Annotated in this window: 26 protein-coding genes; 16 read left to right on the top strand and 10 right to left on the bottom strand. The window is 68.8% G+C overall.

From position 1 onward, the window contains the following. The first annotated feature begins 69 nt into the window (after positions 1-69). The 4 genes from ABDC25_RS03665 to ABDC25_RS03680 are packed head-to-tail and all read left to right on the top strand — an operon-like array spanning position 70 to position 3,888. Positions 70-1,065 (top strand): ABC transporter substrate-binding protein, encoded by a 996-nt coding sequence (locus ABDC25_RS03665; protein WP_347124898.1) that lies wholly within the window; start codon positions 70-72, stop codon positions 1,063-1,065. 48 nt (positions 1,066-1,113) lie between these two features. Then, positions 1,114-2,100, top strand: a complete 987-nt coding sequence (locus ABDC25_RS03670; protein WP_029265990.1) for an iron chelate uptake ABC transporter family permease subunit — start codon at positions 1,114-1,116, stop codon at positions 2,098-2,100. Further along, a complete protein-coding gene (locus tag ABDC25_RS03675) occupies positions 2,093-3,136 on the top strand; it encodes an iron chelate uptake ABC transporter family permease subunit (RefSeq protein ID WP_347124901.1) in 1,044 nt (347 codons plus the stop codon). The genes ABDC25_RS03670 and ABDC25_RS03675 overlap by 8 nt, the downstream gene beginning before the upstream one ends. Continuing rightward, positions 3,133-3,888 carry an ATP-binding cassette domain-containing protein gene (locus ABDC25_RS03680; RefSeq protein WP_021198083.1) on the top strand — a complete coding sequence of 252 codons (756 nt, stop codon included), beginning with the start codon at positions 3,133-3,135 and terminating at the stop codon, positions 3,886-3,888. Before ABDC25_RS03675 ends, ABDC25_RS03680 begins: the two co-directional genes overlap by 4 nt. Positions 3,889-3,902: 14 nt before the next feature. Here the strand turns inward: ABDC25_RS03680 and ABDC25_RS03685 are convergent, their stop codons facing one another. The 3 genes from ABDC25_RS03685 to ABDC25_RS03695 are packed head-to-tail and all read right to left on the bottom strand — an operon-like array spanning position 3,903 to position 5,833. Next, entirely contained in the window at positions 3,903-4,100 is a 198-nt protein-coding gene (locus ABDC25_RS03685; RefSeq protein WP_021198082.1) for a hypothetical protein, read from the bottom strand. Positions 4,101-4,122: 22 nt separating this feature from the next. Next, positions 4,123-5,082, bottom strand: coding sequence for a DNA-3-methyladenine glycosylase 2 family protein (locus ABDC25_RS03690; protein WP_347124904.1), 960 nt, complete (start codon positions 5,080-5,082; stop codon positions 4,123-4,125). A gap of 43 nt (positions 5,083-5,125) precedes the next feature. Further along, entirely contained in the window at positions 5,126-5,833 is a 708-nt protein-coding gene (locus ABDC25_RS03695; protein WP_347124906.1) for a winged helix-turn-helix domain-containing protein, read from the bottom strand. A gap of 332 nt (positions 5,834-6,165) precedes the next feature. Between ABDC25_RS03695 and ABDC25_RS03700 the strand changes: the two genes are divergently transcribed. From ABDC25_RS03700 to ABDC25_RS03715, 4 genes are all read left to right on the top strand, one after another. Continuing rightward, positions 6,166-6,474 carry a GNAT family N-acetyltransferase gene (locus ABDC25_RS03700; RefSeq protein ID WP_021198079.1) on the top strand — a complete coding sequence of 103 codons (309 nt, stop codon included), beginning with the start codon at positions 6,166-6,168 and terminating at the stop codon, positions 6,472-6,474. Positions 6,475-6,526: 52 nt separating this feature from the next. Next, positions 6,527-7,009 (top strand): DIP1984 family protein, encoded by a 483-nt coding sequence (locus ABDC25_RS03705; RefSeq protein WP_021198078.1) that lies wholly within the window; start codon positions 6,527-6,529, stop codon positions 7,007-7,009. 256 nt (positions 7,010-7,265) lie between these two features. Beyond that, the gene (locus tag ABDC25_RS03710) at positions 7,266-8,435 is read left to right on the top strand and encodes an exonuclease SbcCD subunit D (RefSeq protein ID WP_029259753.1); all 1,170 of its coding nucleotides are present in this window, start codon (positions 7,266-7,268) and stop codon (positions 8,433-8,435) included. Continuing rightward, a complete protein-coding gene (locus ABDC25_RS03715; protein ID WP_347124908.1) occupies positions 8,436-11,420 on the top strand; it encodes an SMC family ATPase in 2,985 nt (994 codons plus the stop codon). A 56-nt stretch (positions 11,421-11,476) separates the two neighbouring features. Here ABDC25_RS03715 and ABDC25_RS03720 read toward each other — a convergent pair whose 3' ends face one another. Next, positions 11,477-12,034 (bottom strand): hypothetical protein, encoded by a 558-nt coding sequence (locus ABDC25_RS03720; protein WP_021198075.1) that lies wholly within the window; start codon positions 12,032-12,034, stop codon positions 11,477-11,479. Between the two features lie 108 nt (positions 12,035-12,142). On the opposite strand from ABDC25_RS03720, the gene nadE reads away from it, so the two are divergent. The 3 genes from nadE to ABDC25_RS03735 all read left to right on the top strand — a co-directional run bounded on the left by nadE (position 12,143) and on the right by ABDC25_RS03735 (position 17,305). Continuing rightward, positions 12,143-12,961: an ammonia-dependent NAD(+) synthetase gene (nadE, locus tag ABDC25_RS03725; protein ID WP_029259755.1), complete on the top strand. Its 819-nt coding sequence runs from the start codon at positions 12,143-12,145 to the stop codon at positions 12,959-12,961. Positions 12,962-13,043: 82 nt separating this feature from the next. After that, entirely contained in the window at positions 13,044-16,514 is a 3,471-nt protein-coding gene (locus tag ABDC25_RS03730) for a TM0106 family RecB-like putative nuclease (protein WP_347124911.1), read from the top strand. Next, complete coding sequence (locus tag ABDC25_RS03735) at positions 16,511-17,305, top strand: hypothetical protein (RefSeq protein WP_167253109.1); 795 nt, start codon at positions 16,511-16,513, stop codon at positions 17,303-17,305. The genes ABDC25_RS03730 and ABDC25_RS03735 overlap by 4 nt, the downstream gene beginning before the upstream one ends. Before the next feature lie 21 nt (positions 17,306-17,326). Here ABDC25_RS03735 and upp read toward each other — a convergent pair whose 3' ends face one another. Further along, positions 17,327-17,959, bottom strand: coding sequence for a uracil phosphoribosyltransferase (gene upp / locus ABDC25_RS03740; protein ID WP_021198071.1), 633 nt, complete (start codon positions 17,957-17,959; stop codon positions 17,327-17,329). A gap of 80 nt (positions 17,960-18,039) precedes the next feature. Here upp and tadA point away from each other — a divergent pair, with 80 nt between their 5' ends. Next, positions 18,040-18,495 (top strand): tRNA adenosine(34) deaminase TadA, encoded by a 456-nt coding sequence (tadA, locus tag ABDC25_RS03745; RefSeq protein WP_021198070.1) that lies wholly within the window; start codon positions 18,040-18,042, stop codon positions 18,493-18,495. Between the two features lie 12 nt (positions 18,496-18,507). Here the strand turns inward: tadA and ABDC25_RS03750 are convergent, their stop codons facing one another. Further along, positions 18,508-19,479 (bottom strand): cation diffusion facilitator family transporter, encoded by a 972-nt coding sequence (locus tag ABDC25_RS03750; RefSeq protein ID WP_021198069.1) that lies wholly within the window; start codon positions 19,477-19,479, stop codon positions 18,508-18,510. A 59-nt stretch (positions 19,480-19,538) separates the two neighbouring features. Here ABDC25_RS03750 and proC point away from each other — a divergent pair, with 59 nt between their 5' ends. Beyond that, positions 19,539-20,378 carry a pyrroline-5-carboxylate reductase gene (proC, locus tag ABDC25_RS03755; RefSeq protein ID WP_021198068.1) on the top strand — a complete coding sequence of 280 codons (840 nt, stop codon included), beginning with the start codon at positions 19,539-19,541 and terminating at the stop codon, positions 20,376-20,378. Positions 20,379-20,381: 3 nt separating this feature from the next. Further along, a complete protein-coding gene (locus ABDC25_RS03760; protein WP_347124914.1) occupies positions 20,382-20,669 on the top strand; it encodes a DUF1905 domain-containing protein in 288 nt (95 codons plus the stop codon). 16 nt (positions 20,670-20,685) lie between these two features. Here the strand turns inward: ABDC25_RS03760 and ABDC25_RS03765 are convergent, their stop codons facing one another. The 4 genes from ABDC25_RS03765 to ABDC25_RS03780 form a co-directional block, all read right to left on the bottom strand. Beyond that, positions 20,686-22,278: a hypothetical protein gene (locus ABDC25_RS03765; RefSeq protein WP_347124916.1), complete on the bottom strand. Its 1,593-nt coding sequence runs from the start codon at positions 22,276-22,278 to the stop codon at positions 20,686-20,688. Further along, positions 22,260-23,036 carry an ABC transporter ATP-binding protein gene (locus ABDC25_RS03770; protein WP_029259761.1) on the bottom strand — a complete coding sequence of 259 codons (777 nt, stop codon included), beginning with the start codon at positions 23,034-23,036 and terminating at the stop codon, positions 22,260-22,262. The genes ABDC25_RS03765 and ABDC25_RS03770 overlap by 19 nt, the downstream gene beginning before the upstream one ends. A 76-nt stretch (positions 23,037-23,112) precedes the next feature. Then, positions 23,113-23,784 (bottom strand): TrkA family potassium uptake protein, encoded by a 672-nt coding sequence (locus ABDC25_RS03775; RefSeq protein WP_021198064.1) that lies wholly within the window; start codon positions 23,782-23,784, stop codon positions 23,113-23,115. Then, positions 23,777-25,207 (bottom strand): potassium transporter TrkG, encoded by a 1,431-nt coding sequence (locus ABDC25_RS03780; RefSeq protein ID WP_347124919.1) that lies wholly within the window; start codon positions 25,205-25,207, stop codon positions 23,777-23,779. The genes ABDC25_RS03775 and ABDC25_RS03780 overlap by 8 nt, the downstream gene beginning before the upstream one ends. A 106-nt stretch (positions 25,208-25,313) precedes the next feature. On the opposite strand from ABDC25_RS03780, the gene ABDC25_RS03785 reads away from it, so the two are divergent. Then, the gene (locus ABDC25_RS03785; protein WP_029259762.1) at positions 25,314-25,724 is read left to right on the top strand and encodes a metalloregulator ArsR/SmtB family transcription factor; all 411 of its coding nucleotides are present in this window, start codon (positions 25,314-25,316) and stop codon (positions 25,722-25,724) included. Between the two features lie 70 nt (positions 25,725-25,794). After that, positions 25,795-26,505, top strand: coding sequence for a DUF2071 domain-containing protein (locus ABDC25_RS03790; protein ID WP_084487205.1), 711 nt, complete (start codon positions 25,795-25,797; stop codon positions 26,503-26,505). Positions 26,506-26,609 lie beyond the last annotated feature (104 nt).

Below are 26,609 nucleotides of genomic sequence, written 5' to 3' on the forward strand. Positions count from 1 at the left end.
AGTCGCCCTCCACCCTCGGCTTCCGGCGCCGCAGCGTGCGCATCGATCCCGCAGAACAGGAGTCTCTCCATGTCCGTGCCCAGAACCCTCACCGCCACGAGCGCCGCTCTCGTCGGCCTCCTCGCCCTCGCCGGCTGCACCTCCGGCGGCTCGGCGGAACCGGAGAAGACCGAACCCGCAGCAGCGACCGTCACGATCGAGGACAACACCGGCACGCACGAGATCGCGACGCCTCCCACATCCGTCGTCGCGCTCGACAACCGCACCTTCCAGACGCTGTCCGACTGGGACGTCGAGCTCTCAGCCGGGGCCGTCGCGCTCATGCCGGAGACCGTGTCGTACGTGAAGGACGACGCGATCGTCGACATCGGACTGCACAGCGAGCCCGACCTCGAGGCGGTCGTCGCCGTCGAGCCTGACCTGATCATCAGCGGTCAGCGGTTCACGCAGCACAACGCCGCGATCGCCGATCTGGTCCCCGACGCCACGATCGTCGACCTCGAGCCGCGCGAAGGTGAGCCCTTCGGAGACGAGCTCAAGCGCCAGGTCACCGTCCTCGGCGAGATCTTCGGCAAGCAGGACGAAGCCAAGAAGCTCGTGGACGACTTCGACGCCGCTGTCGAGCGCGCCAAGGCGGCGTACGACGATGCCGACACCGTCATGGCCGTGAACACCTCCGGCGGACAGATCGGCTACCTCGCCCCGACCGTCGGACGCTCGCTCGGACCGATCTACGACATGCTCGGCTTGACCCCCGCGCTCGAGGTCGACGACGCGACCGACGACCACCAGGGCGATGACATCTCGGTCGAGGCGATCGCCGCCTCGAACCCCGACTGGATCCTCGTGCTCGACCGTGACGCCGTCTTCGCGGCCGACACCCCCGACTACGTGCAGGCCGCGGAGATCCTGGAGAGCTCCGAGGCGCTCGCCAGCGTCACCGCTGTGAAGCAGAAGCAGATCGTGTACATGCCCACCGACACGTACCTGAACGAGAGCATCCAGACGTACACGACGTTCCTCGACGACCTCGCCGACGCCCTCGAGAAGAGCGCGAAGAACTGAGGTACGGCGGCGGCATCCGGACGATCCGGGTGCCGCCGCCCCATCATCATGGTCTCCACCGACATCGCTCCGCCGCCCCGCTACGCCGGGCGGCTCTTCGACGTGAAACTGCTCATCGGCGTGCTCATCGTCGTCGTCCTGCTCGCGATCTCGCTCTTCACGGGTGTGTACGACGTCACCGGCGCGGACGACGGCGCGCAGATGTTCCAGATCACCCGAGTGCCCCGCACGATCGCCCTGGTCCTCGCCGGCGCCTCGATGGCCATGGCGGGCCTCGTCATGCAACTGCTCACCCAGAACCGCTTCGTCGAACCGACGACCACCGGCACCACCGAATGGGCCGGCCTCGGGCTCCTGATGGTCATGATCCTCGTGCCGCAGCCGTCGCTTCCCCTCCGGATGGCCGGCGCGGTGCTCGCAGCGTTCATCGGCACGATGGTGTTCTTCGCGTTCCTGCGCCGGGTGGCACTCAAGTCGTCCCTGATCGTCCCGATCGTCGGCATCATGCTCGGGGCCGTGGTCGGCGCATTGTCGACGTACCTCGCGCTGGCCACCAACTCGCTGCAGATCATCGGCGTCTGGTTCGCGGGCAGCTTCACCTCGGTGATGCGAGGTCAGTACGAGATGCTCTGGATCGTGGCTGTCATCGGGGTGATCGTCTTCATCGTCGCCGATCGGCTGACCATCGCGGGGCTCGGCGAGGAAGTCGCCACCAACGTCGGCGTGAACTACAACAGGATCATTCTGCTCGGGACGGTGCTGATCGCGGTCACCACCGGTGTCGTCACCGTCGTCGTCGGCAATCTGCCCTTCCTGGGCTTGATCGTGCCGAACATCGTCTCGATGGTGCGCGGCGACGATCTGCGCAGCAATCTTCCGTGGGTGTGCCTGCTCGGCATAGCGATCGTGACCGTGTGCGACATCATCGGACGCACGATCATCATGCCGTTCGAAGTGCCGGTGTCGCTGATCCTCGGGGTGGTCGGCGCCGTGGTGTTCGTCCTTCTCCTGCTCAGGCAGCGTCGACGTGGCTAGCGGGGGGACGGGCGACGTGGCGACCGCCGGTGCGCTCCGGTCGGCGGGCTCGTTCACGACCCCAGGTGCGCGCCGGCGTTACGCCGTGGTGCTCGGGATCCTTCTGGTCCTCGCGGCTGGGTCGGGCTTCGGTCTGCTCGCCTGGGCGAATCCGATGCCGGTCGGCTCCACCGGGTTCTGGCGGATCGCGCAGCATCGCGCCACCGACGTCACGGTGATGGCCCTCGTCGCGGTCGCTCAGGCCGTCGCCACGGTGAGCTTCCAGACCGTCACCAACAACCGCATCATCACGCCGTCGATCATGGGGTTCGAATCGCTCTACCGAGTCGTGCAGACCTCGACCGTGTACGTGTTCGGGGTGGCAGGGATCGTGGCGATCCAGGGAATCGGGCAGTTCGCGATCCAGGTCGCGATCATGGTCGGTCTCGCCGTGGCCCTCTACGGTTGGCTGTTGTCCGGACGCTACGGCAATCTGCAGATCATGCTCCTGGTGGGCATCGTGATCGGAGGCGGCCTCGGGGCGATCGCCACGTTCATGCAGCGCCTGCTCACACCCAGTGAGTTCGACGTGCTCGCCGCGCGTCTGTTCGGCAACGTGTCCAATGCCGACCCCTCGTACCTCCCGCTGGCGATCCCGCTGGTCGTCGCGGCGTCTGCGTTGCTGTGGCTCCGTTCGCGCCGGCTCAACCTCATGGCACTCGGCCCGGACGCTGCGCGCTCCCTCGGCGTCGATCATCGCCGCGAGCTGTTCATCGTGCTGTTCCTCGTCGCCGTGTTGATGGCCACCTCCACGGCGCTGGTGGGACCGATGACGTTCCTCGGCTTCCTGGTGGCGACGCTCGCCTACCAGTTCGCCGACACGCACGACCATCGGCTGATCTTCCCCGTCGCGGTGCTCACGGCCTTCACGATCCTGGCCGGGGCCTACTTCGTGATGAAGAACATCTTCTACGCGCAGGGGATGGTGTCGATCCTGATCGAGCTCGTCGGCGGCACCGTGTTCCTCATCGTCATCCTCAGAAAGGGCAGACTGTGATCGCTCTCGACGGCGTCCGCCGCGAATACAGCAGCGAGGTCGCGATCGGCCCCGTCGACCTCGAGATCCCCGCCGGCGGAATCACCGCCCTGATCGGTCCGAACGGCGCGGGCAAGTCGACGCTGCTCACGATGATCGGGCGTCTGACCGGGATGGATGCCGGTGCCATCGAGATCGCGGGGCTCGACGTGGCCTCGACGAGATCGAAGGATCTGGCGAAGGTGGTGTCGATCCTCCGTCAGGAGAATCACTTCGTCACCCGCCTCACCGTTCGCCAGCTGGTCGGTTTCGGGCGCTTCCCGCACTCGAAGGGCAGGCTGAACCGGGCCGACGAGGAGATCATCAGTCAGGCGATCGACTTCCTCGACCTCGGCGCTCTGGAGGGGCGCTACCTGGACGAGCTCTCCGGCGGGCAGCGTCAGCGCGCCTATGTCGCCATGGTCCTCGCCCAGGACACCGAGTTCGTGCTGCTGGACGAGCCACTGAACAACCTCGACATGCGGCACGCCGTGCAGATGATGAAGCATCTGCGCCGGGCCGCGGAGGAACTCGGGCGCACCATCGTGATCGTGCTGCACGACATCAACTTCGCCGGGCACTACGCCGACCACATCTGCGCGATGAAAGACGGTGCGGTCGTGGAGTTCGGCTCGCCGGCGGCGATCATGACGGACGACGTGCTCACGCGGGTGTTCGACACCCCGGTGCGCGTGGTCGACGGACCGTCGGGCCCGCTCGCCGTCTACTACTGAGTCGGGGCGACCACTCAGAGCTCGATGCCGTGGTCCTCGTCGTTGACCCCGGCGTTGTTGCCGCGGCGCGACTCGTATCCGAGGAACCAGCCGAGCCACACGATGGCCGCGAGCAGGACGCCGAGCCAGACGTTCTGGAAGATCAGCCCGATCACGACGCCGACGATCAGCAGGCCGACGGTGACGAGGATGCGCAGCATGGAACGGGACATGGCACCAGCTTAGGTGCCGACATCAGCGGCGGCGATGGTCTTCGGGTGCGAGACGAGGCCCCCGGCGCGGTTCCTGCACACCACTCGCATAGATGAGGCGGACGACGCGTTGTCGCTGTCCGGCCCACGGCGCGAGGAGCTCGATCATCCCGGTGTCATCGGTGCGTGCACCCGTCAGCGCGTGGCCGACCTCATGGGCGAGGTGGTAGTCGCCGATACTGACCGCGTCCGGATCCCCGAGAGCGCGGATGCGCGTCTCCGCCGACGTCCAGACCCCCACGCCGGGAAGGCTCGTGAGCACGCGGTCTCGGTCATCCCCCGAGGCGGCGGCTCGGACGGCTCGGGAGATGCGATCTCCGCGCTCGGCCGCACGCACGATGGTGCGCGACTGGGGCGGCTCGACGCCGGCACGATGCCAGGCCCAGGACGGGATGCGATGCCACTGGTCGGGGGACGGCGCGGCGAACATCGGCCGCGGGGTGGGACCGGGAGCGGGTGCTCCGAACCGCGAGATCAGCCAGCGCCACGCGCCGAAAGCCTGCATGCCGGTCACCTTCTGCTCGATGATCGCACACGCGAGCGCATCGAACACCTCGTCGGTACGCGTCAGACGCAGCCCCGGGTGGCGTCGTGCGGTGTCGGCGATGAGCGGGTGCAGGGAAGGATCGAAGTCGGTGGCGTCGTCGTGGGCACCGCAGAGCGCGGGCACCAGATCGAGGGCGATGCCCGATCCGGGGCCCCACGCGGTCGCGTGGACCTCGCCGCCGAGCATGCGCAGAGCGAGGGTCGTCGGTCCGAGGGGTGTGCGCAACGCGCGCCAGATGACGGTTCCGTCGATGACCATCGTCGGGTCGTTGCGACCGCGGCGGAGCATGCCGACCGTTCGGTGGAGATCGAGCTCGTGCGGCGGGCGGTAGACGGTCTCCTGAGCAGTGTCCGCGGGGGCGGCGTCCGCCGAGGCGGAGCGCGCTGTCAGGGTCATGCGCCCACCCTACGCGCAGCTGCTGACACCGGCTCCCGGCGACTCAGAAGCGGTCGGGCGAGGGGGTTCCGTGGCCGTAGCGGATGACGACGTCGGCGTGGCGGTCGAAGCGGTAGCCGATGCCGCGCACGGTGCGGACGATGTCCTCATAGCGACCCAGCTTCGCGCGCAGGCGGCGCACGTGCACGTCGATCGTGCGCTCACCGGGCGTCTCGTCGTCCTGGGCCTGCCAGAGCGCGGAGACCAGCTCGCTGCGTTCGATCGTGCGCCCCTCGCGGAGCACGAGGTACTGCAGCAGTTCGAACTCCTTGTATGTGAAGGCGGCGGACTCGCCGTCGATCAGCACGCGCTTGCGGGAGATGTCGACGGTGACGCCCGTCTCCTCGTCCGTGGTGTCCTCTTCCGCAGCGGCCTTGGTGCGCGCGATGGCACCGGGCTCCTGCAGAGCGAGACGGACCACGTCGAGGTCGCGGCCGCCCGATCCGTGCGGGGCGAGGGCCACCGTGGCGTGCGTCTCGGCTCCCGGGGCGAGCTCGGCGAGGGTGCGGCGCAGCGCGTCGACGAGAAGGGGGAGGCTGACGCCGGCTTCGGCGGCCTTGATCTCATCCAGCCCGACGTAGAGGGCGAAGCCACGGGGTGAGCGCACGGCGGGAAGATCGGCTCCTGCGGCGGACAGGGGCGCGGCGGTTTCGTGCTGCGTGCGGATCGCGGCGGTGGTGGCGGGACGCTCGAGAAGTGCGGTGTTCGACATGATGATGAAGTCCTCAGGACGTGAGCCCGGATCGAGCGGGGCTCTGATGCGTTGCATGAATGACCGGCGGAGCCGGGAAGCGAGCAAGGGTGGATGCTCGGAGACGCTGACCTCGCAGATCGCGAGGAGTTCAGGTCAGGCGGGGTGGCTGTTCGTTCAGCGACACATTCGGCAACACATGCCAACGCGACCGGGCATCATCATCCCGGCAGTCCTGTTCGCCTCCTGGGCGGACAAAGGGCGTGCGTTGGTGGTCATGGGGGGATTATGTCCGATCGTGACGCCCCATGTCAAAACGCCCGGCGGCTCCGGGCGGGCGTAACGTGGTTCGAATGACGATCTCGCACACCGTCGGAGGCTTCATCCTGACCGACGAGAAGGACGCTTCGCGCTACACGCTCATGCGCGACGGGACGCTCGTGAGTGTTCTGGACTACCGGGACGACGGGCGCACCATCGCGCTCACCCGAGCCTTCACGATCCCGACTTTCCGGGGCAACGGCTACGCGGGAAAGGTCGTCGAGGGTGCGGTGGCCGACATCGAGGAGCGCGGTGATCGCAAGGTCGATGCCGTGTGCTGGTACGTGGCCGACTGGTTCACCGCGCACCCGGAGCACTCGGGTCTGCTGCGCTCCCGCTGACTCCCCGGTCATATGACGAACTGTTACGGTCGCTCCCTGCGAGGATGAGCTCATGAAACTCGCCGAGGCCCTCACCGCACGCGCCGACCTGCAGCGCCGCATCGAGCAGCTGCGGGCGCGTATCGTCGCGAACGCCCGCTACCAGGAGGGCGAGGAACCGGCGGAGGACGCGGCCGCGCTGATCGTCGAGGCCGATGCCGCGCTCACGCAGCTGCGCGATCTCATCCGCCGCATCAACGCCACCAACGCGCGCCTCGACCTGGGGGCGGACGGCACCATGACCGATGCGCTCGCCGCCCGTGATGTCCTGCGCCTGCGGCATTCGGTGCTGACCGATGCCGCGACCGCCGCCTCGGGGGCCAACGACCAGTTCCTCCGCCAGATGAGGTCGGAGCTGCGTCAGGTCTCCGCGCTGCCCGTCGCGCCGCTGCGCTCCCGTGCCGACGCCGTGGCTCAGGAGCTGCGCGAGCTCGACAATCGGATCCAGCAGGCGAACTGGTCGAACGACCTCGAGGAGGAGAGCGGAAGTCGGTAGTCACGACGAGGCGGGCACAACCCTCAGCCGGCGGGGCAAGCCGGCACCTGTCGGGCGGAGGGCAGCCCAGATATCGCATCGCGCAGCCCCGCACGCCGCACAGGTGAAGGTGCACACGGCATCTCGCATCACCGCGTGCCGATCATCGTGACGAGGGTGGGTCAGGGGACCTTCCGCTTCCTCCTCCGCAGGGCGTGAGAGCGGTGCTGCGGCACGCCTCGGATGAAATGTCGGAGGGGGTTCGTACGGTGTGAGTATGCGCATCCTGCACACCTCCGACTGGCACATCGGCCGGACGTTCCATGGCAACTCGACCATGGACGCCCTCGCCGAGGTGCTCGGGGCGCTCACCGCGCAGGTTCGCGAGAACGCGGTCGACGTCGTCGTCGTCGCGGGAGACGTCTTCGACTCCGCCACGCCCTCCGGAACCGCATACACCCTGCTCGGCGATGCGCTGGTGGCGCTGCATGAGACAGGGGCGCGGGTGATCGTGACCAGCGGCAACCACGATTCGGCCGCGCGCCTCGGCTTCCAGGCGCGGCTGCTCCGCGAGGGCATCCACGTGCTGACCGACCCGCTCGCGGTGGGAGCGCCTGTGACCGTCAACGATGCGCACGGGCCCGTGCACTTCTTCGGCATTCCCTACCTCGAACCCGCCATCGTGCGACAGCACTGGCCCGATGGTGACAGCTCCGGGCGCCCGTTGCGCACGCAAGCGCAGACCATGGCTCACGCGATGCACCTGGTCCGCGCCGGCATGGAACAGCACCCGGGGCGCTCGGTCGCGATCGCGCACTGCTTCGCCGCCGGTGTCGACGCCACCGCCGGGCTCGAACGCGAGGTGCGTCAGGGCGGCCTCGACGTCGTGCCGCTGAGCGTCTTCGACGGTCCTGACTACGTGGCGCTCGGCCACATCCACGGGCGTCAGCAGCTCAGCGATCGGGTGCGCTACGCGGGCGCTCCTCTGCACTACAGCTTCGGCGAGCAGCACAAGCCCCGCGGTTCCTGGCTCGTCGACATCGATGCCGAGGGTCTCTCCGGAGTCGAATGGTTGGAGCTGCCGGTGCCGCGCCGCCTCGTCACACTCACGGGCGCGCTCGACGATCTCCTGTCGACCGAACTGGTCGCAGAACACGCGGGCGACTGGGTCTGTGCCGTCTACACCGACGCCGTGCCGCAGACAGAGCCGATGCGGCGTCTTCGCGAGAGCTACCCGTACTGCGCCATGGTGCAGCACCAGCCCTCGGTCACCGCCGAGGCGGACGAGCGCTCCTATGTGCAGCGTCTGCGCACCGCGGTCACCGATGCCGACCGCATCGAGGCCTTCCTCGAGCACGTCAGGGCGGGGCACGGAGCGACGGAGGCGGAGGGCGAGCTGATCCGCGCGGTGCTCGACGAGCGAGTTCGTGCCGAGGCTCTCGTCTAGATGCGTCTTCATCGCCTGGAGGTCGAGGGGTTCGGCCCCTTCCGGTCACGTCAGATCGTCGACTTCGACGCGTTCGCCGACGACGGCATCTTCCTGATCGCCGGACGGACGGGGGCGGGCAAATCCAGCATCCTCGACGCCGTCTGCTTCGGGCTCTACGGCGGAGTGCCGCGCTACGACGGTGGCGAGAAGCGGCTGCGGAGCGACCACTGCGAGCCCGACGATCCCTCCGAGGTCGTCGTCGAATTCAGCACGCCGACCGGCCGCTTCCGGGTGACCCGGTCGCCCGAGTACCTGCGCCCGGCCAAGCGCGGGGGAGGGATGACCAAGCAGGCCTCGGCCGTCGCCCTCGACGAGTGGACGGATGTCGGGTGGATCGGTCGTGCGGCGCGGGCCGTCGATGTCGCCGGAGAGCTCGACGAGATCCTGCAGCTCAGCCGTGAGCAGTTCCTGCAGGTGATCCTGCTCGCGCAGAACCGGTTCTCGGAGTTCCTCCTCGCGGGCAGTCGAGACCGCCAGGCGCTTCTGCGCCGCCTGTTCGGCACCCAGCGGTTCGAAGATGTGCAGGCGCGGTTCGATGAGCGTCGTCGTGTGGCCGAGCACGCTCTGGGCGCCCGGCTCGCGACGGTCGAGGCCCGCGTCGAGGAGGCTGAGCGGCTGGTGTCCGCCGATGGCCTGTCAGGAGAGGGCGATGAGACCCCGCCCGAGACGGTTCGCGCCCCGTCTTCGATCGAAGATCGGCTCGACGCCCTCCGACGTGCGAAGGCCCGCGCCGACTACCGCGCAGAGCGTCGAGCATCCGAGCAGGTCGACGCGGAGAAGCGGTCGGCCGCAGCCGACGAGTCTCTCGCAGTGGCGCGGGACGAGCAGCGGGCGCAGCGCGAGCGCGACCGCGCGAGGTCGGCGCTCGAACGACTCGAGGCCGAAGCGCCCCTGATCGACGATGCCCGCGCAGAGCTCGCTGCGGCCCGAGCCGCGGAGGCGCTGCGGTCGACGATCGCCGCAGTGGCGCGCGCGCATTCCGCGCTCGCGGTCGCCTCCCGAGACGAACAGGACGCCCACGCGGCGGGCGAGGCGCTCGGTCTCGACGTGGACGGCGACCTCGAGGCCTGGACGGCGGCGGCGACCAGAGAGAGCGGTGCCTGGCAACGCGCGCGAGAACTCGAGGAGAGCGCGCCGACGCTCGACGCCGAAGTCCGCGCAGCGGAGGAGGCGGTCGTGGCAGCGACCGCGCGCATCGAAGCTGCGAACGTGAGGCGTGCCGCGCTTCCCGACGAGATCGCCGCGTTGCACACGCTGCGCGACGAGACCCGTCGCCTCGCCGATCGGGGGGAAGACCGGCAGGCCGCGCAGCAGGCGGCAGAGCTACGCCTCACGGCGGCGCACGAGGTGGAACGGCTGCGAATCGCCGAGATCTCCCTCGAGCAGGAGCTCTCGCAGGCCACCGCGCTGCACGCGGATACGCAGTCAGCTCTGGCGCGACTGCGTCAGCGACGAGCCGACGGCATGGCCGGAGAGCTCGCCTCGACGCTCCGCGACGAGCACCCCTGTCCGGTCTGCGGCTCGCTCGATCATCCGGCGCCGGCCACGCATTCGGATCCGGTCTCGCCCGAAGACATCGCCGCCGCAGAGGGCGCGCGAGATGCCGCATCGCAGAAGGAGCGTGATCTGGCGTCGAGCTCCTCGACGTTGCGCGCCGAACTCGCCGCCGTCACCGCCCGCGCCGACGGTCGGGATGTCGAACAGGCCGAGAGCGAGTACGCCGAGGCCGCTGCGGCACTCTCGAGCAGCCGTGCCGCCGCCGAGGCGCTGAAGACGCTCGACGGTCGCATGGACGAACTCGTCGCCCGTGTCGAACTCCTCGACGCCGAGCGGGAAGACGATGCCAGGGCTCTCGCAGAACTGCGCGAACGGCATGCGCTCCTCCGCCAGCGCAGCGCGGAGGCACACGAGCTGATCGCCGAGGCGCGGGGCGGTTTCGACACAGTTGCCGCACGGATGTCCGTCACCGAGGCGAAGATCGCCGCGGCCCGCGCCGTGATCCATGCGATCTCGGAGCGGGCACGCAGGGTCGAAGCTCTCGCCGAAGCCGAGGCGGAGCGCGAGGCGGCGCTCGCAGACTCCGTGTTCGATGACGAGGCGGCGGCGGAAGACGCTCTACGCTCGGCCACAGAGCAGGAGGCGCTCGACACGCGGATCGCGCAGCATGCGGTGCAACGAGAGAAGGAACGGGCCATCCTGTTCGACCTCGAGTTGCGCACGCTGCCGGAAGAGCCGATAGACCTCGCGCCGGCCGAGCAGGCATCGGCGGACGCACGCAGCGTCTGGACGCGCGCGGTCGACGAAGCCGCCAGAGCCGCGGCAACCGCAGAGCGGCTCGGAGGGCTGATCGACTCGGCTTCGGACGAGCAGGCTCGCACCGCCGACGATGCCGCGGAGTTCGAGGTGCTGCAGAACCTCGCCGACACGATCGCGGGGCGAGGTGCCAACACCCGCAAGATGACGCTGGAGACGTTCGTGCTGGCCGCGGAGCTCGAGGAGATCGTCGAGGCGGCCAACCGTCGACTGCACGACATGTCCGCCGGTCGGTATCAGCTGCAGCACTCCGATGCGCTCGCTGCCCGCGGGGCGGCATCCGGACTCGGCATCGTGGTTTTCGACGCCTTCACCGGGCAGACCAGGCCGCCGCAGTCGCTGTCAGGGGGCGAGACGTTCCTCACATCGCTCGCTCTCGCCCTCGGACTGGCCGAGGTCGTGACCGCGCGCGCGGGCGGCATCCGCCTCGACACGCTCTTCATCGACGAAGGATTCGGTTCCCTCGACGGCGACACGCTCGATGTCGCCATGCGCACTCTCGACGAACTACGGCAGGGGGGCCGCACCGTCGGAGTGATCAGTCACGTCGAGGCCATGCAGGAGCAGATCCCCGCCCAGCTCACGGTGCGCGCACTGCCGAACGGACCCAGCGTCATCGAGGCGCGCTGACCCGAGACCGAGACCGAGATCGAGGCTGACGCGAGCGCGGGAGGGCGCCCCCTTCGTCAGACGCCGTACTCGCTGCGGATGAAGTCGCGCAGCTGCACGCTGCATCGTGCGACGGCCTCGCGCCAATCCGTCAGCGCACCGTCCTCAGCCTGATCGGAGACGGCGCGGAACACGCGGATCGGCACATCGAACTGTGCGGCGACCCAGATGAAGGCGTACGTCTCCATGTCGACCAGGGCCGCCCCCGACGGACGGATCACGGCGGTGACCTCGGCGTCCTCCACGAAGTGGTCACCGGTGGCGATCAGAACACCTTCCCTTCCGGTGCTGACGCGCGCCGGAAGGGAGACGTGCTGGCCACGGACGCCGTCGAGGTCGGTCACGTCGTGCTGGAATGCGGTTCCGACCTCATGCACGGTCGCCTCGAGAGCGGGGTCGATCGCGCCCGCCGTGCCCACGACCACGATCTCGTCGTAGACCCGGGCATCGAGCGCGCGGGTGAGCGCATACGTCGCCGGCAGCTTGCCGGGGCCGGTCACGAGTCGGTCGAAGCCGTCCAGCTCTTCCGGGAAGGCGGACAGTTCGGAATCAAGGGCAGCGACGAGGAGCTTCACCGCCCCATTCTCTCAGGACTTCACTGGCAGGAACGTGCGAACGCCGCGGCGTCACCCGTGCGTAACACAGAGGGGCGATACTGATTCGAGGACAAGACGGAGGATGACATGTCGTTGCAGCAGCAGATCTCTGAAGACCTCGGCGTCCGGCCGGAGATCGACCCGGAAGCCGAGGTCGAGCGCCGGGTCGGGTTCCTCGTCGAGTACCTTCGCTCGACCGGCGCGAAGGGCTTCGTGCTCGGCATCTCCGGTGGGCAGGACTCCACGCTGGCCGGACGCCTCGCACAGCTCGCGGTCGAACGGGTGCGGTCCGAAGGAGGCGAGGCGAAGTTCCTCGCCGTGCGTCTGCCCTACCGCGTGCAGCACGACGCGGCAGACGCCGAGGCCGCCCTCGAGTTCATCGCACCCGACTCCTCGGTCGAGGTCAACATCCAGAACGGTGTCGACGGGGTCGAGGAGGACATCGAGTTCGCGGTCACGAGCGACATCAGCGACTTCAACCGCGGCAACATCAAGGCCCGCGTCCGCATGGTCACGCAGTACGCACTCGCCGGCCACGACGGGATGCTCGTCATCGGCACCGATCACGCCGCCGAGGCCGTGACCGGCTTCTACACGAAGTTCGGCGACGGTGCGGCTGACGTCCTGCCGTTGTCGGGGCTGAGCAAACGGCAGGGGCGTTCGCTGCTGCAGTTCCTCGGTGCTCCGGACCGCCTCGCGTTCAAGGTGCCGACCGCCGACCTGCTCGACGGCCAGCCCGGCCGTGCCGACGAGGACGAGCTGGGTCTCACCTACGAGCAGATCGACGACTTCCTGGAAGGGCGCGACGTCGAGCCCGAGGTCGCCGGCCGCATCGAGGCGAGGTACCTCGCGACGCAGCACAAGCGCCATCTTCCGGTGACGCCCGACGACACCTGGTGGCGCTGACCCGCTTTCCCGGGAGGACCACGCTTTCGCCCGTGTCGGATGCCGCGGATAGTGTCGAAGCATCCGACAGAACGGGAGCATCGTGCGGATCGACACTCAGGCGCAGCGCGTCATCTGGAGCGCGAGCGACCTCAAGGCGGCCGCGGAGTGCGAATTCGCGTGGTGTCGGGCGATCGACGCGAAGCTCGGAAGAGTGCCCGCGGTCGAAGAGCCGGAAGACGCGACCCTGAAGCGGGCCGCCGAGTTGGGCGATGTGCACGAGCAGAACGTGCTGGCCCGCTACATCGACGACCTCGGTGACGAGAACGTCCACCGCATCGAGAAGGTCTCTTCCGTCGATGCCGATGCATTGGCGGCTGCGGTCGACGAGACCATTGCCGCCCTCCGCTCGGATGCGGAGGTCGTCTTCCAGGCGGCTTTCGCGACCGAGGAGTTCGTCGGTTTCGCCGACTTCCTCCGCAAGGATCACGACGGCTGCTGGCGGGTGCAGGACTCCAAGCTCGCCCGCAAGGCCCGCGTCACGGCGCTCATGCAGCTGGCGGCATATGTCGACCAGCTCGATCGCCTCGGCATCCCGCGCTCCGACGAGGTCGACCTCATCCTCGGCGACGGCACGCTCAGCACGCACACCGTCGACGATCTCCTTCCGCTGTTCCAGGTGCGGCGGGCGCGACTGCGTGCCCTCATCGCCGATCGACGCATCGCCGACGGCGTGGCGGGCGCGCCGCTCGCATGGGGCGATGATCGCGGCGACCTCCAGATCGTGGCCTGTGGCCGCTGCGCCACCTGCGAGGAGCAGGTGCTCGCGCATCGCGACCTCCTGATGGTGGCGCGGATGCGTCCGGTGCAGCGAGCACGTCTGCGGGCATCCGGCATCGAGACGATCGACGAGTTGGCCGTGGCACCCGACGCTCCCGCGGGCATGAACGTCGACACGTTCGAGACTCTCCGAGCCCAGGCGCGTCTGCAGCTGCGTGCTGACGCCGAGGGAGCACCGACATTCGACGTCCACTACGCGCAGGCGATCCACACACTCCCGCTGCCCAGTCACGGCGATATCTTCTTCGACTTCGAGGGCGACCCGCTCTACACCGAACCCGCTCCCGACGGCGAGGCGCAGTGGGGGATCGACTACCTCTTCGGCTGGGTCGACAACGCTGACCAGTACTCGGCGTTGTGGGCTCATACCTTCGCCGACGAGAAGCGGGCTCTCGAGACGTTCCTCGACTTCGTCAATGCGCGCAGGCTGGCGCATCCCGGCATGCACATCTACCACTACGCGCCGTACGAGACCTCGCACCTCGTGGCGATGGCCGCGCGGCACGGCGTGCGCGAGGGCGAGGTCGATCGGCTGCTGCGCGAAGGCGTGTTCGTCGACCTCTACCCGCTCGTGCTGCGGACCGTCCGGGTCGGCTCCCGGTCGTACTCGATCAAGAAACTCGAACCGCTCTACATGGGCGACGACGTGCGCACCAGCGACGTGCAGAAGGGCGACGACTCGATCGTGCAGTACGTCGCCGCTCGTGAGCTCGCGGCGGCGGGGGAGAAAGCCGAGGCCGACGCAGTGCTGGCCGACCTCGCCGATTACAACCGCTATGACTGCGTGTCGACACGACGCCTGCGCAACTGGCTCATCGACATCGCACGCCGGAAGGGCGTGACGCCCGCGCCGCCCGACGATGCCGACGAGGTCATCTACGAGCCGTCCCCCCGTTCCGTCGCGCTGCTCGCCGATGCGGAACGCGCCGTGGAAGACGGCGGCGACGGGCTCGTGCACCGTATCGCCGCCGCGGCCATCGACTACTTCCCCCGCGAGGCGAAGAGCTTCTGGGTGTCGCATTTCCAGCGGCTGCGAGAGCCGGTGACGATGTGGGACGGCACGCGTGATGTGGTGAAGATCGATCGCCCGTCGTCGGTCTTGCGCCGCGAGTGGAGCATCGGCGAGGGACGACGTGTGATGTCGCGTGACATCGAGATCCGCGGCGAGGTGTCGCCCGGCACGACGCTCGGCCCGGGTGCGCAGCCGTTCGCGCTCTACGAGGTCCCGGCCCCCTTCGACACCGAGGTGCCTTCACGCGCCGTCCACGTGCCGCACACCGTCACGGTGGTCGAGGTGCTCGACGACGGCTACCTCGTCTCCGAGTCGGCAGTGCAGGGTCAGACCTGGGACGAGCTGCCGCTCGCTCTCACCCCGGCGGCGCCTCCGCGAGTGGTCTCACTGCAGGGAGCGATCGACGAGTGGGCCGATGCCGTGCACGCGGCCGCCCCCGGCTTCCCGCACGACGCGGCGACCGACATCCTGCGTCGAATTCCCCCGCGCACGACATCGGGCGAAGCACTGCCCCCGGCCCGCGACGACACGATCGATGCGATCGTGCGTGGTGTGCTCGACCTCGACCGCAGCTACCTGGCGGTGCAGGGCCCTCCGGGGACAGGGAAGACCTATACGGGATCGCGTGTGATCGCGCGCCTGGTGAACGAACACGGTTTCAAAGTCGGCGTCGTGGCGCAGTCGCATGCGATCATCGAGACCCTTCTCGCGCGCATCGTCGCCGACGGCGTCGCGCCGGCGCAGGTCGCGAAGGCGCCGAAAGATCCCGAGGCAGAGCCGCCGTACACCGTGATCCCGAAGAACGGCATGGCATCGTTCCTCGCCGAGCACGCGGGCGAGGGGGCCGTCGTCGGTGGCACGGCCTGGGATTTCAGCAACACCCAGCGTGTCGATCGTGCCGGCCTCGATCTTCTCGTGATCGACGAGGCGGGTCAGTTCTCGCTCGCCTCGACGATCGCCGTCGCGGCTGGGGCGAAGCGGCTGCTGCTCCTCGGTGATCCGCAACAGCTCCCGCAGGTGAGCCAGGGCGCGCATCCGGAGCCGGTCGACACCTCGGCCCTCGGCTGGGTGATGGACGGCGACCCCGTGGTGCGGCCCGAATACGGGTACTTCCTCGCACGGTCGTGGCGGATGCATCCGTTCGTGGCTGCGCCGGTGTCGAAGCTCGCCTACGCCGGACAACTCGCCTCGGCGCCGGGAACCGAGCGCCGCTCACTCGACGGAGTCGATCCGGGGCTGCACGTCGTGCCGCTGCGCGACCGCGGCAACGCGACGCAGTCACCGGAGGAAGCCGCCGAGGTCGTACGACTCGTGCGCGATCTGGTCGGGAGAACGTTCACCGACAACGACCCCGACGCCTCGACGAGGCCGCTCACGCCGTCCGACATCATCGTCGTCACGCCTTACAACGCGCAGCGTCAGCTGGTGCTCGACGCGCTTTCCGACGCCGGCTTCCCCGACGTTCCGGTGGGCACTGTCGATAACTTCCAAGGCAAGGAGGCTGTCGTCTCCATCACGTCGCTCGCCGCCTCGAGCGGACGGGACGCTCCCCGCGGACCCGAGTTCCTGCTGCTCCAGAATCGGCTCAACGTGGCGATCTCCCGCGCGCAGGTCGTCGCCTATCTGATCCACTCGCCCGCGTTGCTCGACGATCTGCCGTACACGCCGGAGGGAGTGGCTCGGCTCAGCGCCTTCGCCCGCTTGGTCGGTGCGGCGGAATGAGCGAGCCGACGCACGCGCACTCGACAGACGAGATCCTGCGCGCGGCTGCGGCCTGGGTGTGGTTCCCGCGCGACAGCGAGCACGAGCGCAGTGAGTTGCTCCTCGTGCGGGATCCGTCGAGATTCGGCGGCGGAGTCCGCGGTTCCCAGGTGAGCTCCGTCCTCGAGCCCACGGAGATCGTCGACCATGCTCTGGAGCGGACGACAGCGTGGGGCGCGTCGAGATTCACCTTCTGGACGAACCCCTCCGACCGTCCGGACGTCGAGGAGGAGCTTCGTCGGCGGGGAGCGGAGCATATCGATACGGTGGCCGTGTTCGCTCGACCGGTCGATGGAGCCGCAGCAGTCGATGTGCCGGACGACATCACCGTCGAGGTCGTGCGCACGCTGGAGCAGGTGCGCGACGTCGACGCGGTCAACGTGCCCGTGTGGCAGCAGGAGCCCCTCGACCCGCAGGGACTGAGGGCGGAGCTCGCCGAGGTGACGACGGCGCTCGAGACTCGCGAAGGCTTCCGGATCCTCGCGCGGATCGGCGGCCGGGCGGTCAGCACCGGCGGGTGCACGATCGACGGTGGATTCGTCCGGCTCTGGGGCGCTTCGACACTGCCGGAGTACCGGGGGCGCGGCGCGTACCGCGCGGTCCTCGCCGAGCGCCTCCGAGAAAGCGCAGCCTGGGGAGCCACGACGGCGCTCGTCAAGGGGCGCGTCTCGACGTCGGCCCCGATCCTGGCGCGCGCCGGCTTCACCCACTTCGGCGACGAGCGCGCCTACCGCCTGACTCTCGAAGCCTGACTCCGTCGGGGCAGGTCCGCGTCAGACCGTGCCGTAGAGCCGATCGCCGGCGTCGCCGAGTCCGGGCACGATGTACCCCTTCTCGTCGAGGCGCTCGTCGAGCGCGCCGAGCACGAGGGTCACATCGCGGTCGCCCGCCATCGCCTCGATCGCGGCGACGCCCTCCGGGGTGCCGAGCAGGCAGATCGCCGTGACGTCCTTCGCACCGCGGTCGAACAGGAACTGGATCGCGGCGGCCAGCGAACCCCCGGTCGCGAGCATCGGGTCGATCGCGAAGCACTGACGGTCGCTCAGATCGTCGGGCAGACGCTCGGCGTAGGTCGTCGGCTCGAACGTGGTCTCGTCGCGCACCATGCCGAGAAAGCCGACCTCGGCGGTCGGGAGCAGCTTCACGAGGCCTTCGAGCATGCCGAGACCGGCACGCAGGATCGGCACGACGATCGGTCGCGGCTCCGAGATCTTCACGCCCGTCGTGGTGGTCACCGGGGTCGTGATCTCGATCGGGCTGACCTTCACGTTGCGTGTCGCCTCGTACGCGAGCAGCGTGACGAGCTCCTCCGTGAGCTGCCGGAAGACCGGCGACGGCGTGCGCGCATCGCGCAGTACCGAGAGCTTGTGAGTGATGAGAGGGTGGTCGGCCACGTGAACACGCATGGATACAGGGTAATGCGCCGCGCGGTCGGGCACGACATCGAAGCTCCGCCCGCGCTCGGCGGCTGTCGTAGGCTCGACGCATGACCGCTGCAGATGACCTCGCGATGCAGCGCGCCCTCGTGCTCGCCGCCGAGGCGGCCGCGGCATCCGAGATCCCCGTCGGTGCCGTCGTGATCGACGGGGGAGGGCGGATCATCGCCGAAGGGCGCAACACCCGCGAGGAGACCCACGATCCGACCGGTCACGCCGAGATCGAGGCGCTGCGGCGCGCGGCGGCGTCCGTCGGTTCCTGGAACCTCGATGGGCACACGCTCGTGGTCACCCTCGAGCCGTGCATCATGTGTGCCGGTGCCATCCTGCAGTCCCGCGTCGGCCGTGTGGTGTTCGGAGCCTGGGACGACAAGGCCGGCGCGGCCGGGTCCATGTACGACGTGCTGCGCGATCGCCGGCTGCCTTACCGGGCCGAGGTCATCGGCGGTGTCCAGGCCGACGCGGCCACAGCGGTGCTGCGTTCGTTCTTCGAGCAGCGTCGCTGAGTCGAGCTCCGCTCAGTCGGACGACTTCAGCACGAAGACGTCGGTCGAGGGCTCGGGGTCGATCGCCGGGCGGTACACGTCGGGCTCGATGTAGACGATCCGCGCCACCGGAACGGCCTCGCGGATACGGGCCTCGATCGCGTTGATGTCGTCGGCGGCCTCGCGCAGCGGCTTGTCGGCGTTCAGCGCGATCTTCGCGGCGACCATCAGCTCGTCCGGGCCGAGGTAGAGCGTCTTCATGTGGATGATCTTCTCGATCTCATCGCCCGCGTTGATCGCGTCCACGATACGGTCGTGGTCCGCCTGCGTCGCGCCTTCACCGACCAGGAGGCTCTTCGTCTCGACGCCCAGTACGATCGCGATCAGCACCAGCAGCACACCGATCATCACGGTGCCGAGTGCATCGAACATCGGGTTGCCCGTGATGAGGGTGAGGCCGACGCCGAGAAGGGCGAACGTGAGGCCGGTCAGCGCTCCCACGTCTTCGAGCAGCACGACCGGGAGCTCAGGTGCCTTCGAACGACGCACGAACGACACCCACGACTGGCCCTTCTCCCGCACGAGGTTGCTCTCGCGCACGGCGGTGCGCAGCGAGAAGGATTCGAGCCCGATCGCGACGACGAGCACGACGAGCGGCAGCCACCACCACGTCTTGTCGAGCTCGTGCGGATTCGTGAGCTTCTCGACGCCTTCGTAGATCGCGAAGAGGCCGCCGACCGAGAAGAGGATGATCGAGACGACGAAGGCGTAGACGTAGCGCTCTCGCCCGTACCCGAACGGGTGCGCACGGTCGGCCTCGCGTCGGGCCTTGCGCCCTCCCAGCATCAGCAGCAGCTGGTTTCCGGAGTCGGCGACGGAGTGGATCGCCTCCGCGAGCATCGAGGCAGACCCGGAGAGGGCCCAGGCGATGAACTTCGCGAGGGCGATGCCCATGTTCGCCAGGAACGCCGCGACGATGGCCTTGTTGCCTCCGGATGCACTCATGGGACGAGTCTAGAACCGCCCGCCCGAGGATGTCGGAGTGCCCGCCGTAGGATGACGACATGGCTGACTCGCTTCCTTCGCTCGCTTTCCTCGGTGCCGGCTCGATGGGTGGTGCGATCCTCCGTGGGGTGGTCGCCTCGGGTATCCCCATCGACGGCGGCATCGCCGCGACGAACCGCACCGCGGAGAAGGCGGAGGCCTTCGCCGGACTCGACGGCGTCACGAGCATCGCGCTCGCCGAGCGGCCGGACGGCAATGCCGAGGCGGTGGAGGGCGCCCGCATCGTGCTGGTCGGCGTGAAGCCGGCCATGGTGCCCGACCTGCTCCGCGAGATCGCCCCGCACCTCGCCGCCGACACGATCGTGGTGAGCGTCGCCGCCGGCGTCACGCTGCAGACCTTCGCCGACGTGCTCGGTGCGGATGCCCGCGTCATCCGCTCGATGCCCAACACCCCGTCGACCGTCCGCAAGGGGGTCACGGGAATCGCGGCAGGCGCCGCGGTCTCGGACGACGACCTGGCTCTGGTGCGTCGCCTCTTCCAGACCGTCGGAGCCGTGGTCGAGGTGCCCGAGTCGCAGATCGATGCGCTGTCGACGATCTCGGGTTCCGGTCCGGCGTACGTCTACCTGCTGATCGAGGAGTTCACGAAGGCCGCCGTCGGCATGGGGTTCGACGACGCCGATGCCCGCCTGATGGTCGAGCAGACGTTCATCGGCGCGACGGCGCTGCTCGACGCCTCGGGCGAGGACCCGACGGAACTTCGTCGTCGGGTCACCAGTCCGAAGGGGACGACCGAGCGTGCGGTCGCCGTGCTGCAGGACGCGCATCTCGAGCGCACCTTCGCCGATGCCGCCGCTGCGGCTCTCGCGCGTGCCAGGGAACTCGCCGCCGGAGCGTGAATCATGCAGCTGCGGATCGAGGGCGCGATCTGGTACTGGCGGGGTCCTGCGCCCTTCCATTTCGTCACGGTGCCGGCCGCCGAGAGCGAGCTGATCCACGAGATCGCTTCCGTCGTCACGTACGGGTGGGGCATGATCCCCGCATCGGTCACTGTCGGTGAGACCACGGTGACCACCGCCCTGTGGCCGAAGGACGGCGGGTACATCGTGCCGATCAAGAAGGCGCTCCAGGACCGCGAGGGCGTCGGAGCGGACGACGTGGTCGAGATCACCCTCGACATCGACGCCTGACGCGTGCCGGTCTCGCTCAGCTCTCGCTGGACACGTCGGCGAGCACCTCGGGCCAGCGACGATCCAGGACCCTCCCGCCGAGCACGGTTCCACCCCAGATCGCCAGTCCGCCGAACGCGATGCCGCATGCGAGGCTGACCCAGCCGAGGGCAGGGCTCCAGATCGCCGCGATCGCGAATCCGAGTGCGGGGGCACCGAGGGCGAGCGTGATCGGACCGATGACGATCATCGCGAGCAACGACTGCACTCCTCCGGACGAGCCGCGTCCGAAGGGATTCGCCTCCGGGGCGGGTGCGCGTCCGGGGAGGAAGCTCCCCACCCATGCACCGGCGCCGCCGGCGATCGCCGTCAGGCCGAGAGCGGCGCCGAGACTGCCCGGCAGCAGGTCGGGACGTCCGGCGAGGAGGCAGGTCGCCACGCACAGCACGATCGTCACCGGAACCGCGATCAGCCCGAAGCCGAGCAGGCGTCCCGCGCGGTCGGCGGCACCGCTGACCCCGGTGAGGATGTGGATGGCGACGGCATCGTTGTCGTAGGCGATCGCCATCTGCACGATCGTTCCGGCGAGCAGGGCGTTGATCGCGGGGATCAGGGTGATGGCCGGGGCGAAGCCGATCGCCTCCTCCTGCAGGCCGTTCATCAGCGCGATGCCGATGAAGATCGCCGGCAGCAGCAGGAGCATCACGATGTTGACCAGTTGGCGCGGATCACGACGGAAGTAGCGCAGCGACCGTGCGGCGATCGCCCCCATCGAGTTCGCCGGCAGCACCCGGTCGAGCAGACCGCCGGAACGCACCCGTCCGCCCCCGCTGCTCTGGATCGGCGAGACGAGTCGCGCGGCCAGCAGCCGCTGCGACGCGAACCACAGCACGACCACCGTCGCGAGGGCGATCAGCAGTCGGAGCGCGGCGGTGAGGATGTCACCTTGTGCGGCCGCGGCGGACACCCCGAATACGGCACCCACCGGTGTCCAGGCGGCGATGTCGGCGATGGTGGTGAACGCCTCTCCGACGTCACCGACCCTGGTCAAGGCCCCGATCCCCAGGTTGAGGATGAGGCCGGACGAGGCGGCGAGCAGCACGCCGAGGGTCAGCACCAGGTCGCGTGTGCTGCGGCGCGCCAGCCAGCCGGCGAGGAGGCCGCTCACCACGCGGGCACCGAGCACACAGGTGACGACGGCCACCGGGATCATGATCACGGCGCTCAACAGAGCGGGCATGCTGACCGACCAGCCGAGCAGCGTCAGCAGCAGGGCGACCGTGGTGCCGATACCACCGATGGTCGTGGCTCCGGCGACGACGAAACCCGGCAGCAGTGCGGGTGCGGTCACGGGCAGCAGAGCGAAGCGCTCGGGAGCGAGCGAGTCGTCGGCGCTGACCAGGATCGACCCGATCCACCACCCGAGCACGATCACCGAGCCGGTGAGCACGATGGCGGTGACGGCGCCGTCCGGCGCGGCGAAGCGCAGCGCGACGAGTCCGGCGGTGAGTCCGGCGAGGAGCCCGAGCGCCACCATGCCCGTGATGATCAAGGTGACGATCATCCAGGGATTGCGGGACAACTGATGGCGGAGCTGCCGCCAGCGCAGACTTACGAGGAGCGCAACCATGCGAGCGTCTCCGTTCCGAGGTCGTGCGCCCCCACGAGCGTGAGGAAGCGCTGCTGCAGGGAGAGGCCGGCTCGCACCTCGTCGAGCGGGCCGTGCGCGAGCAGGCGTCCCTCTGCGACGATGGCGACTCTGTCGCACATCGATTCGACGAGTTCCATCACGTGGCTGGAAAGCACGACAGTGCCGCCGCCGTCGACGAACGATCGCAGGATCTGCCGGATCGTCTCGCCCGACACCGGGTCCACGGCCTCGAGCGGCTCGTCGAGGATGAGCAGGCGCGGAGCGTGGATCAGCGCGCAGGCGAGTCCGATCTTCTTGCGCATGCCCGCGGAGTAGTCGACGACGAGCGTGTCGCGGGCGTCGGCGAGCCCGAGGGCCTCGAGCAGGTCGACGGTCCGGGAGACGACGTCCGCCTCGGCCATGCCGCGCAGGAGCCCGGTGTATCGCAGCAACTCGGCGCCGGTCAGTCGGTCGAGCATGCGGATGCCGTCGGGCAGCACGCCCATACGCGCCTTCGCCTCGGCGGGGTTCTGCCACACGTCCGCACCGAGCACCCAGGCGGTTCCCGCATCGGGACGCAGCAGGCCCGTGGCCATCGCGAGGGTGGTGGTCTTGCCCGCCCCGTTCGGGCCGAGCAGCCCCAGCATGGATCCGGCCGGCACGTCGAGGGAGAGACTGTCGACGGCGACCTTCTGCCCGAACTGCTTGCGAAGCCCGCGAAGGGCGAGGACGGGAGGAGCCGCGGTGTGGTCGGTCATGGGTCCCATCCCATCACGACGACGGGGACCCTCACATCCGCCGCGAGGGGGAGTCGGCAGACCGGACGACGCGTCGTCAGCGGTCGAGGCCGGCGAAGCGCTCGATGTCGCTGTTGGTGCCCGAGACGATGATGAGGTCGTGGTTCGTCACGATCGTGTTCGCCTCGGCGTAGCGGAACGGCTTGCCCGGACTCTTCACCCCGACGACGGTGACCTTGTACTTGGATCGCACGCCGGACTCGTTCAGTCCGACGCCGCGGATGAACTTCGGCGGGTACATCTTGGCGAGGACGAAGTCGTCGTCGAAGCGGATGAAGTCGAGCATCCGTCCGCTCACGAGGTGCGCCACGCGCTCACCCGCTTCGCGCTCGGGGTAGATGACGTGGTTGGCGCCGACACGGGCGAGGATCTTGCCGTGCGACTGGGAGACGGCCTTGGCCCAGATCTGCGGCACCTTCAGGTCGACGAGGTTCGCGGTGATCAGCACCGACGCCTCGATCGAGGATCCGACGGCGACGACCGCGACCTGGAAGTCCTGGGCGCCGATCTGACGCAGCGCGTCGATGTTCTTCGCGTCGGCCTGCACGGTGTGCGTGACCCGGTCGGACCACTTCTGCACGAGTTCGAGGTTGTCGTCGATCGCGAGCACCTCGCGGTCGAGGCGATCGAGCTCTCCGGCGCAGGCAGCGCCGAACCTGCCGAGACCGATGACGAGGACGGGAGCGTCGCCCCGCAGGACTTCAACCAACGATCGGCCTTTCCACGGGCAGTGAGTAGTACTGCGTTCGCGATGTCGCGGCGACCGCCGCGGCGAGTGTCACTGTACCAACGCGGCCCATGAAGATGGTCGCGGCCATCACGTACGAGGCCGAATCGGGAAGTTCCGCGGTGAGCCCCGTCGACAGGCCGACCGTGCCGAACGCCGAGATCACGTCGAACAGCACGTGGCTGATATCGGCCTTGGTGATCTGGGCGATGACGATCGTCGACAGCGCGACGATCGTGGCACCCCACGCGACGACGCTGAGGGCCACGCGCTGCACGTCGCTCGGGATGCGGCGGCCGAACGCCTCGACGGACTGACGGCCCTTGGCCTCGGACCACACGGCGATGGCGAGCACGGCGAGGGTGGTCACCTTGATGCCGCCGGCCGTCGACGCCGAGCCGCCGCCGACGAACATCAGCATGCTGGCCGCGAGCAGGGAGGACCCGTTCAGGTCGTCCATCTCGATCACGTTGAAACCGCCGGATCTGGTCATCGCCGAGAGGAAGAACGCCTGGAAGGTGGTGTCGGTGGCGTCCATGGAGCCGAAGGTCTTCGGGTTGTTGAACTCGAGGATGACGAAGACGGCCGCGCCCAGGATGAACAGGAGGATGGTCGTGACGAGGGTGAGCTTGGTGTGCAGGGACCAGCGCTTCACGTGCCAGACGTGCTTGGCGAGCGTGTAGATGACGGGGAAGCCGATGCTGCCGAGGAAGACGCCCACCATGAGGAGTGAGAGCACCAGGTAGTCGTCGGCGAACACCGCGACGCCGCCGTCGTTGGGAGCGAAGCCGGTGTTCGTGAACGCCATCGCCGCGAAGTAGGGCGCCTCCCAGAGCGCCGCGATTGGGTCGACCCCGGCCATCACGAGCGCGGGATAGAGGAGGATCGCGAGCGACGCTTCGATGATGAGCGCCGAGACGGCGACGGTGGTCAGCAGCTGGCCGACTTCGCCGAGCCGCACGGTCTGGCTCTCGTTGACCACGCCGCCGTGCGCGCGCATCGGATTGGTGTCGCCGGCGGCCATCAGCTTGGCACGCAGGCCGAGGCGCTTCGAGATCAGCATGCCCATGAGAGACGCGAGGGTGAGGACACCCAGGGCGCCGATGTTCACGCCGAGGAACACCACGACGTGTCCGAAGGGGGACCAGTAGTTGGCCATGTCGACCGTTGCGAGTCCGGTGACGCAGATGGTGGAGACAGCGGTGAAGAGAGCGTCGCTCAGCGGCGTGATCGTGCCGCTCGCGGAGGCGATCGGCAGGGAGAGGAGAACCGTGAACACGAGGATCAGCAGCGCGAAGACGACGATCGCGAAGCGCGACGGCGACGAGGTGACGAGGTGCTTGACCCATCCGGCCGCACTCTTCAGGCTCTGCCGCGGGGACGACGCCGAAACGATGCCCGACATCGCTGCCCCCTCTGGTTTCTCCTTCGGTCGCGCCGAGCGACCGCACGGCGCCTGTCGCCGAGCCTTCGTCATGGTACTCCGTGCCGGGGACGACTACCCTGAACTCATGACGGACATCTTCGACGTGATCGCAGACGGTACGAGGCGAGACATCCTCCAGCTCCTGCTGCGGCGCACGACCGAAGGGGAGGCCGGCACCAGCGTCAGCCAGATCGTCGCCGATCTGGGCATCAGCCAGCCCACCGTGTCGAAGCACCTGAAGGTGCTGCGCGACGCCGAGCTGGTCACCGTGCGCGAAGACGGTCAGCGCCGTTTCTACAGCCTCGCGGTCGAGCCGCTCGAAGTCGTGGACGACTGGCTGGTGCCGTTCCTGGTCGACGCCTACGGCGACAGCGCACCCGACATCGATTACCACGCGGTTCCCGAAAGCGCGGCGCATGCCGCCGAGGTCGTCGGACGGGCGGCCGCCTCCGCGAAGCACGTCGTCGCGAACGCGCTCAAGCGGCTCGGAGCGTGACGGTTCGAGCGACGCCGAACGACCGCATCAAAGGCTTGTAGCTATTTAGCAAAGCTGTTAAATTCTAGGCATGAACCTCCTCATGCGCACACTTCGCGGCCGTATGCGGCGCCGTCTGCTGCTGACGTATCGGGTTGATCCTTCGGTGGCCGGCGAGATGATCCCCGCCCCCTTCCGCCCGCAGCTCATCGACGGGAGCGCGGTCGGCGGGGTGTGCCTGATCGCGCTGACGGAGCTGCGTCCCGGTTGGCTGCGACCGCGGTGGGGCATCTCCACGGAGAACGCCGCGCACCGGTTCGCGGTCGAGTGGGACGAGGGCGGGACCACGCGCACGGGTGTCTACGTGATCGAGCGGCACTCCTCGGACATCGTGCCCGTCATCGGCGGGGGTCGGTTCTTCCCCGGCGTGCAGCGGCGCGCGCGGTTCGACATCGACGAGACCGACTCGCGAATCCAGGTCCGGATGCAGGCGTCCGACGCGAGCGTCTCCGCAGACATCGAGGTGTCGGAGGAATGGGAGAGCTCGCTCTTCCCGACAGTGGGCGACGCTTCACGGTTCTACCGGGCTGGCGCCACCGGCTGGTCGCCGCGACGCGACGGCAGGGGAGCGGAGGCCGTAGAGCTGTCCGCGGCGCGCTGGGCCGTGGAGGCGGGCCGCGTGAACGAGGTCAGGTCGTCGTTCTTCGACGGGCTTCCGCAGGGCGCCGCGCAGATCGACAGCGCTCTGGTGATGCGCGATCTCCCCGTCAGCTGGCGGAGACCCGCAACGACTCGCCCCTGACGACAGGGGGGCTTGTCGTCAGGGGCGAGGTGCGGGTCCCCACACCCGGGGCGGACTCGGCGGTGCCAGCACGAGCCCTGCGTCAACAGTCCCAGCGGCAGATG

The organism is Microbacterium sp. SY138, from assembly GCF_039729145.1.
In the GTDB taxonomy this organism is placed as follows: domain Bacteria; phylum Actinomycetota; class Actinomycetes; order Actinomycetales; family Microbacteriaceae; genus Microbacterium; species Microbacterium maritypicum_A.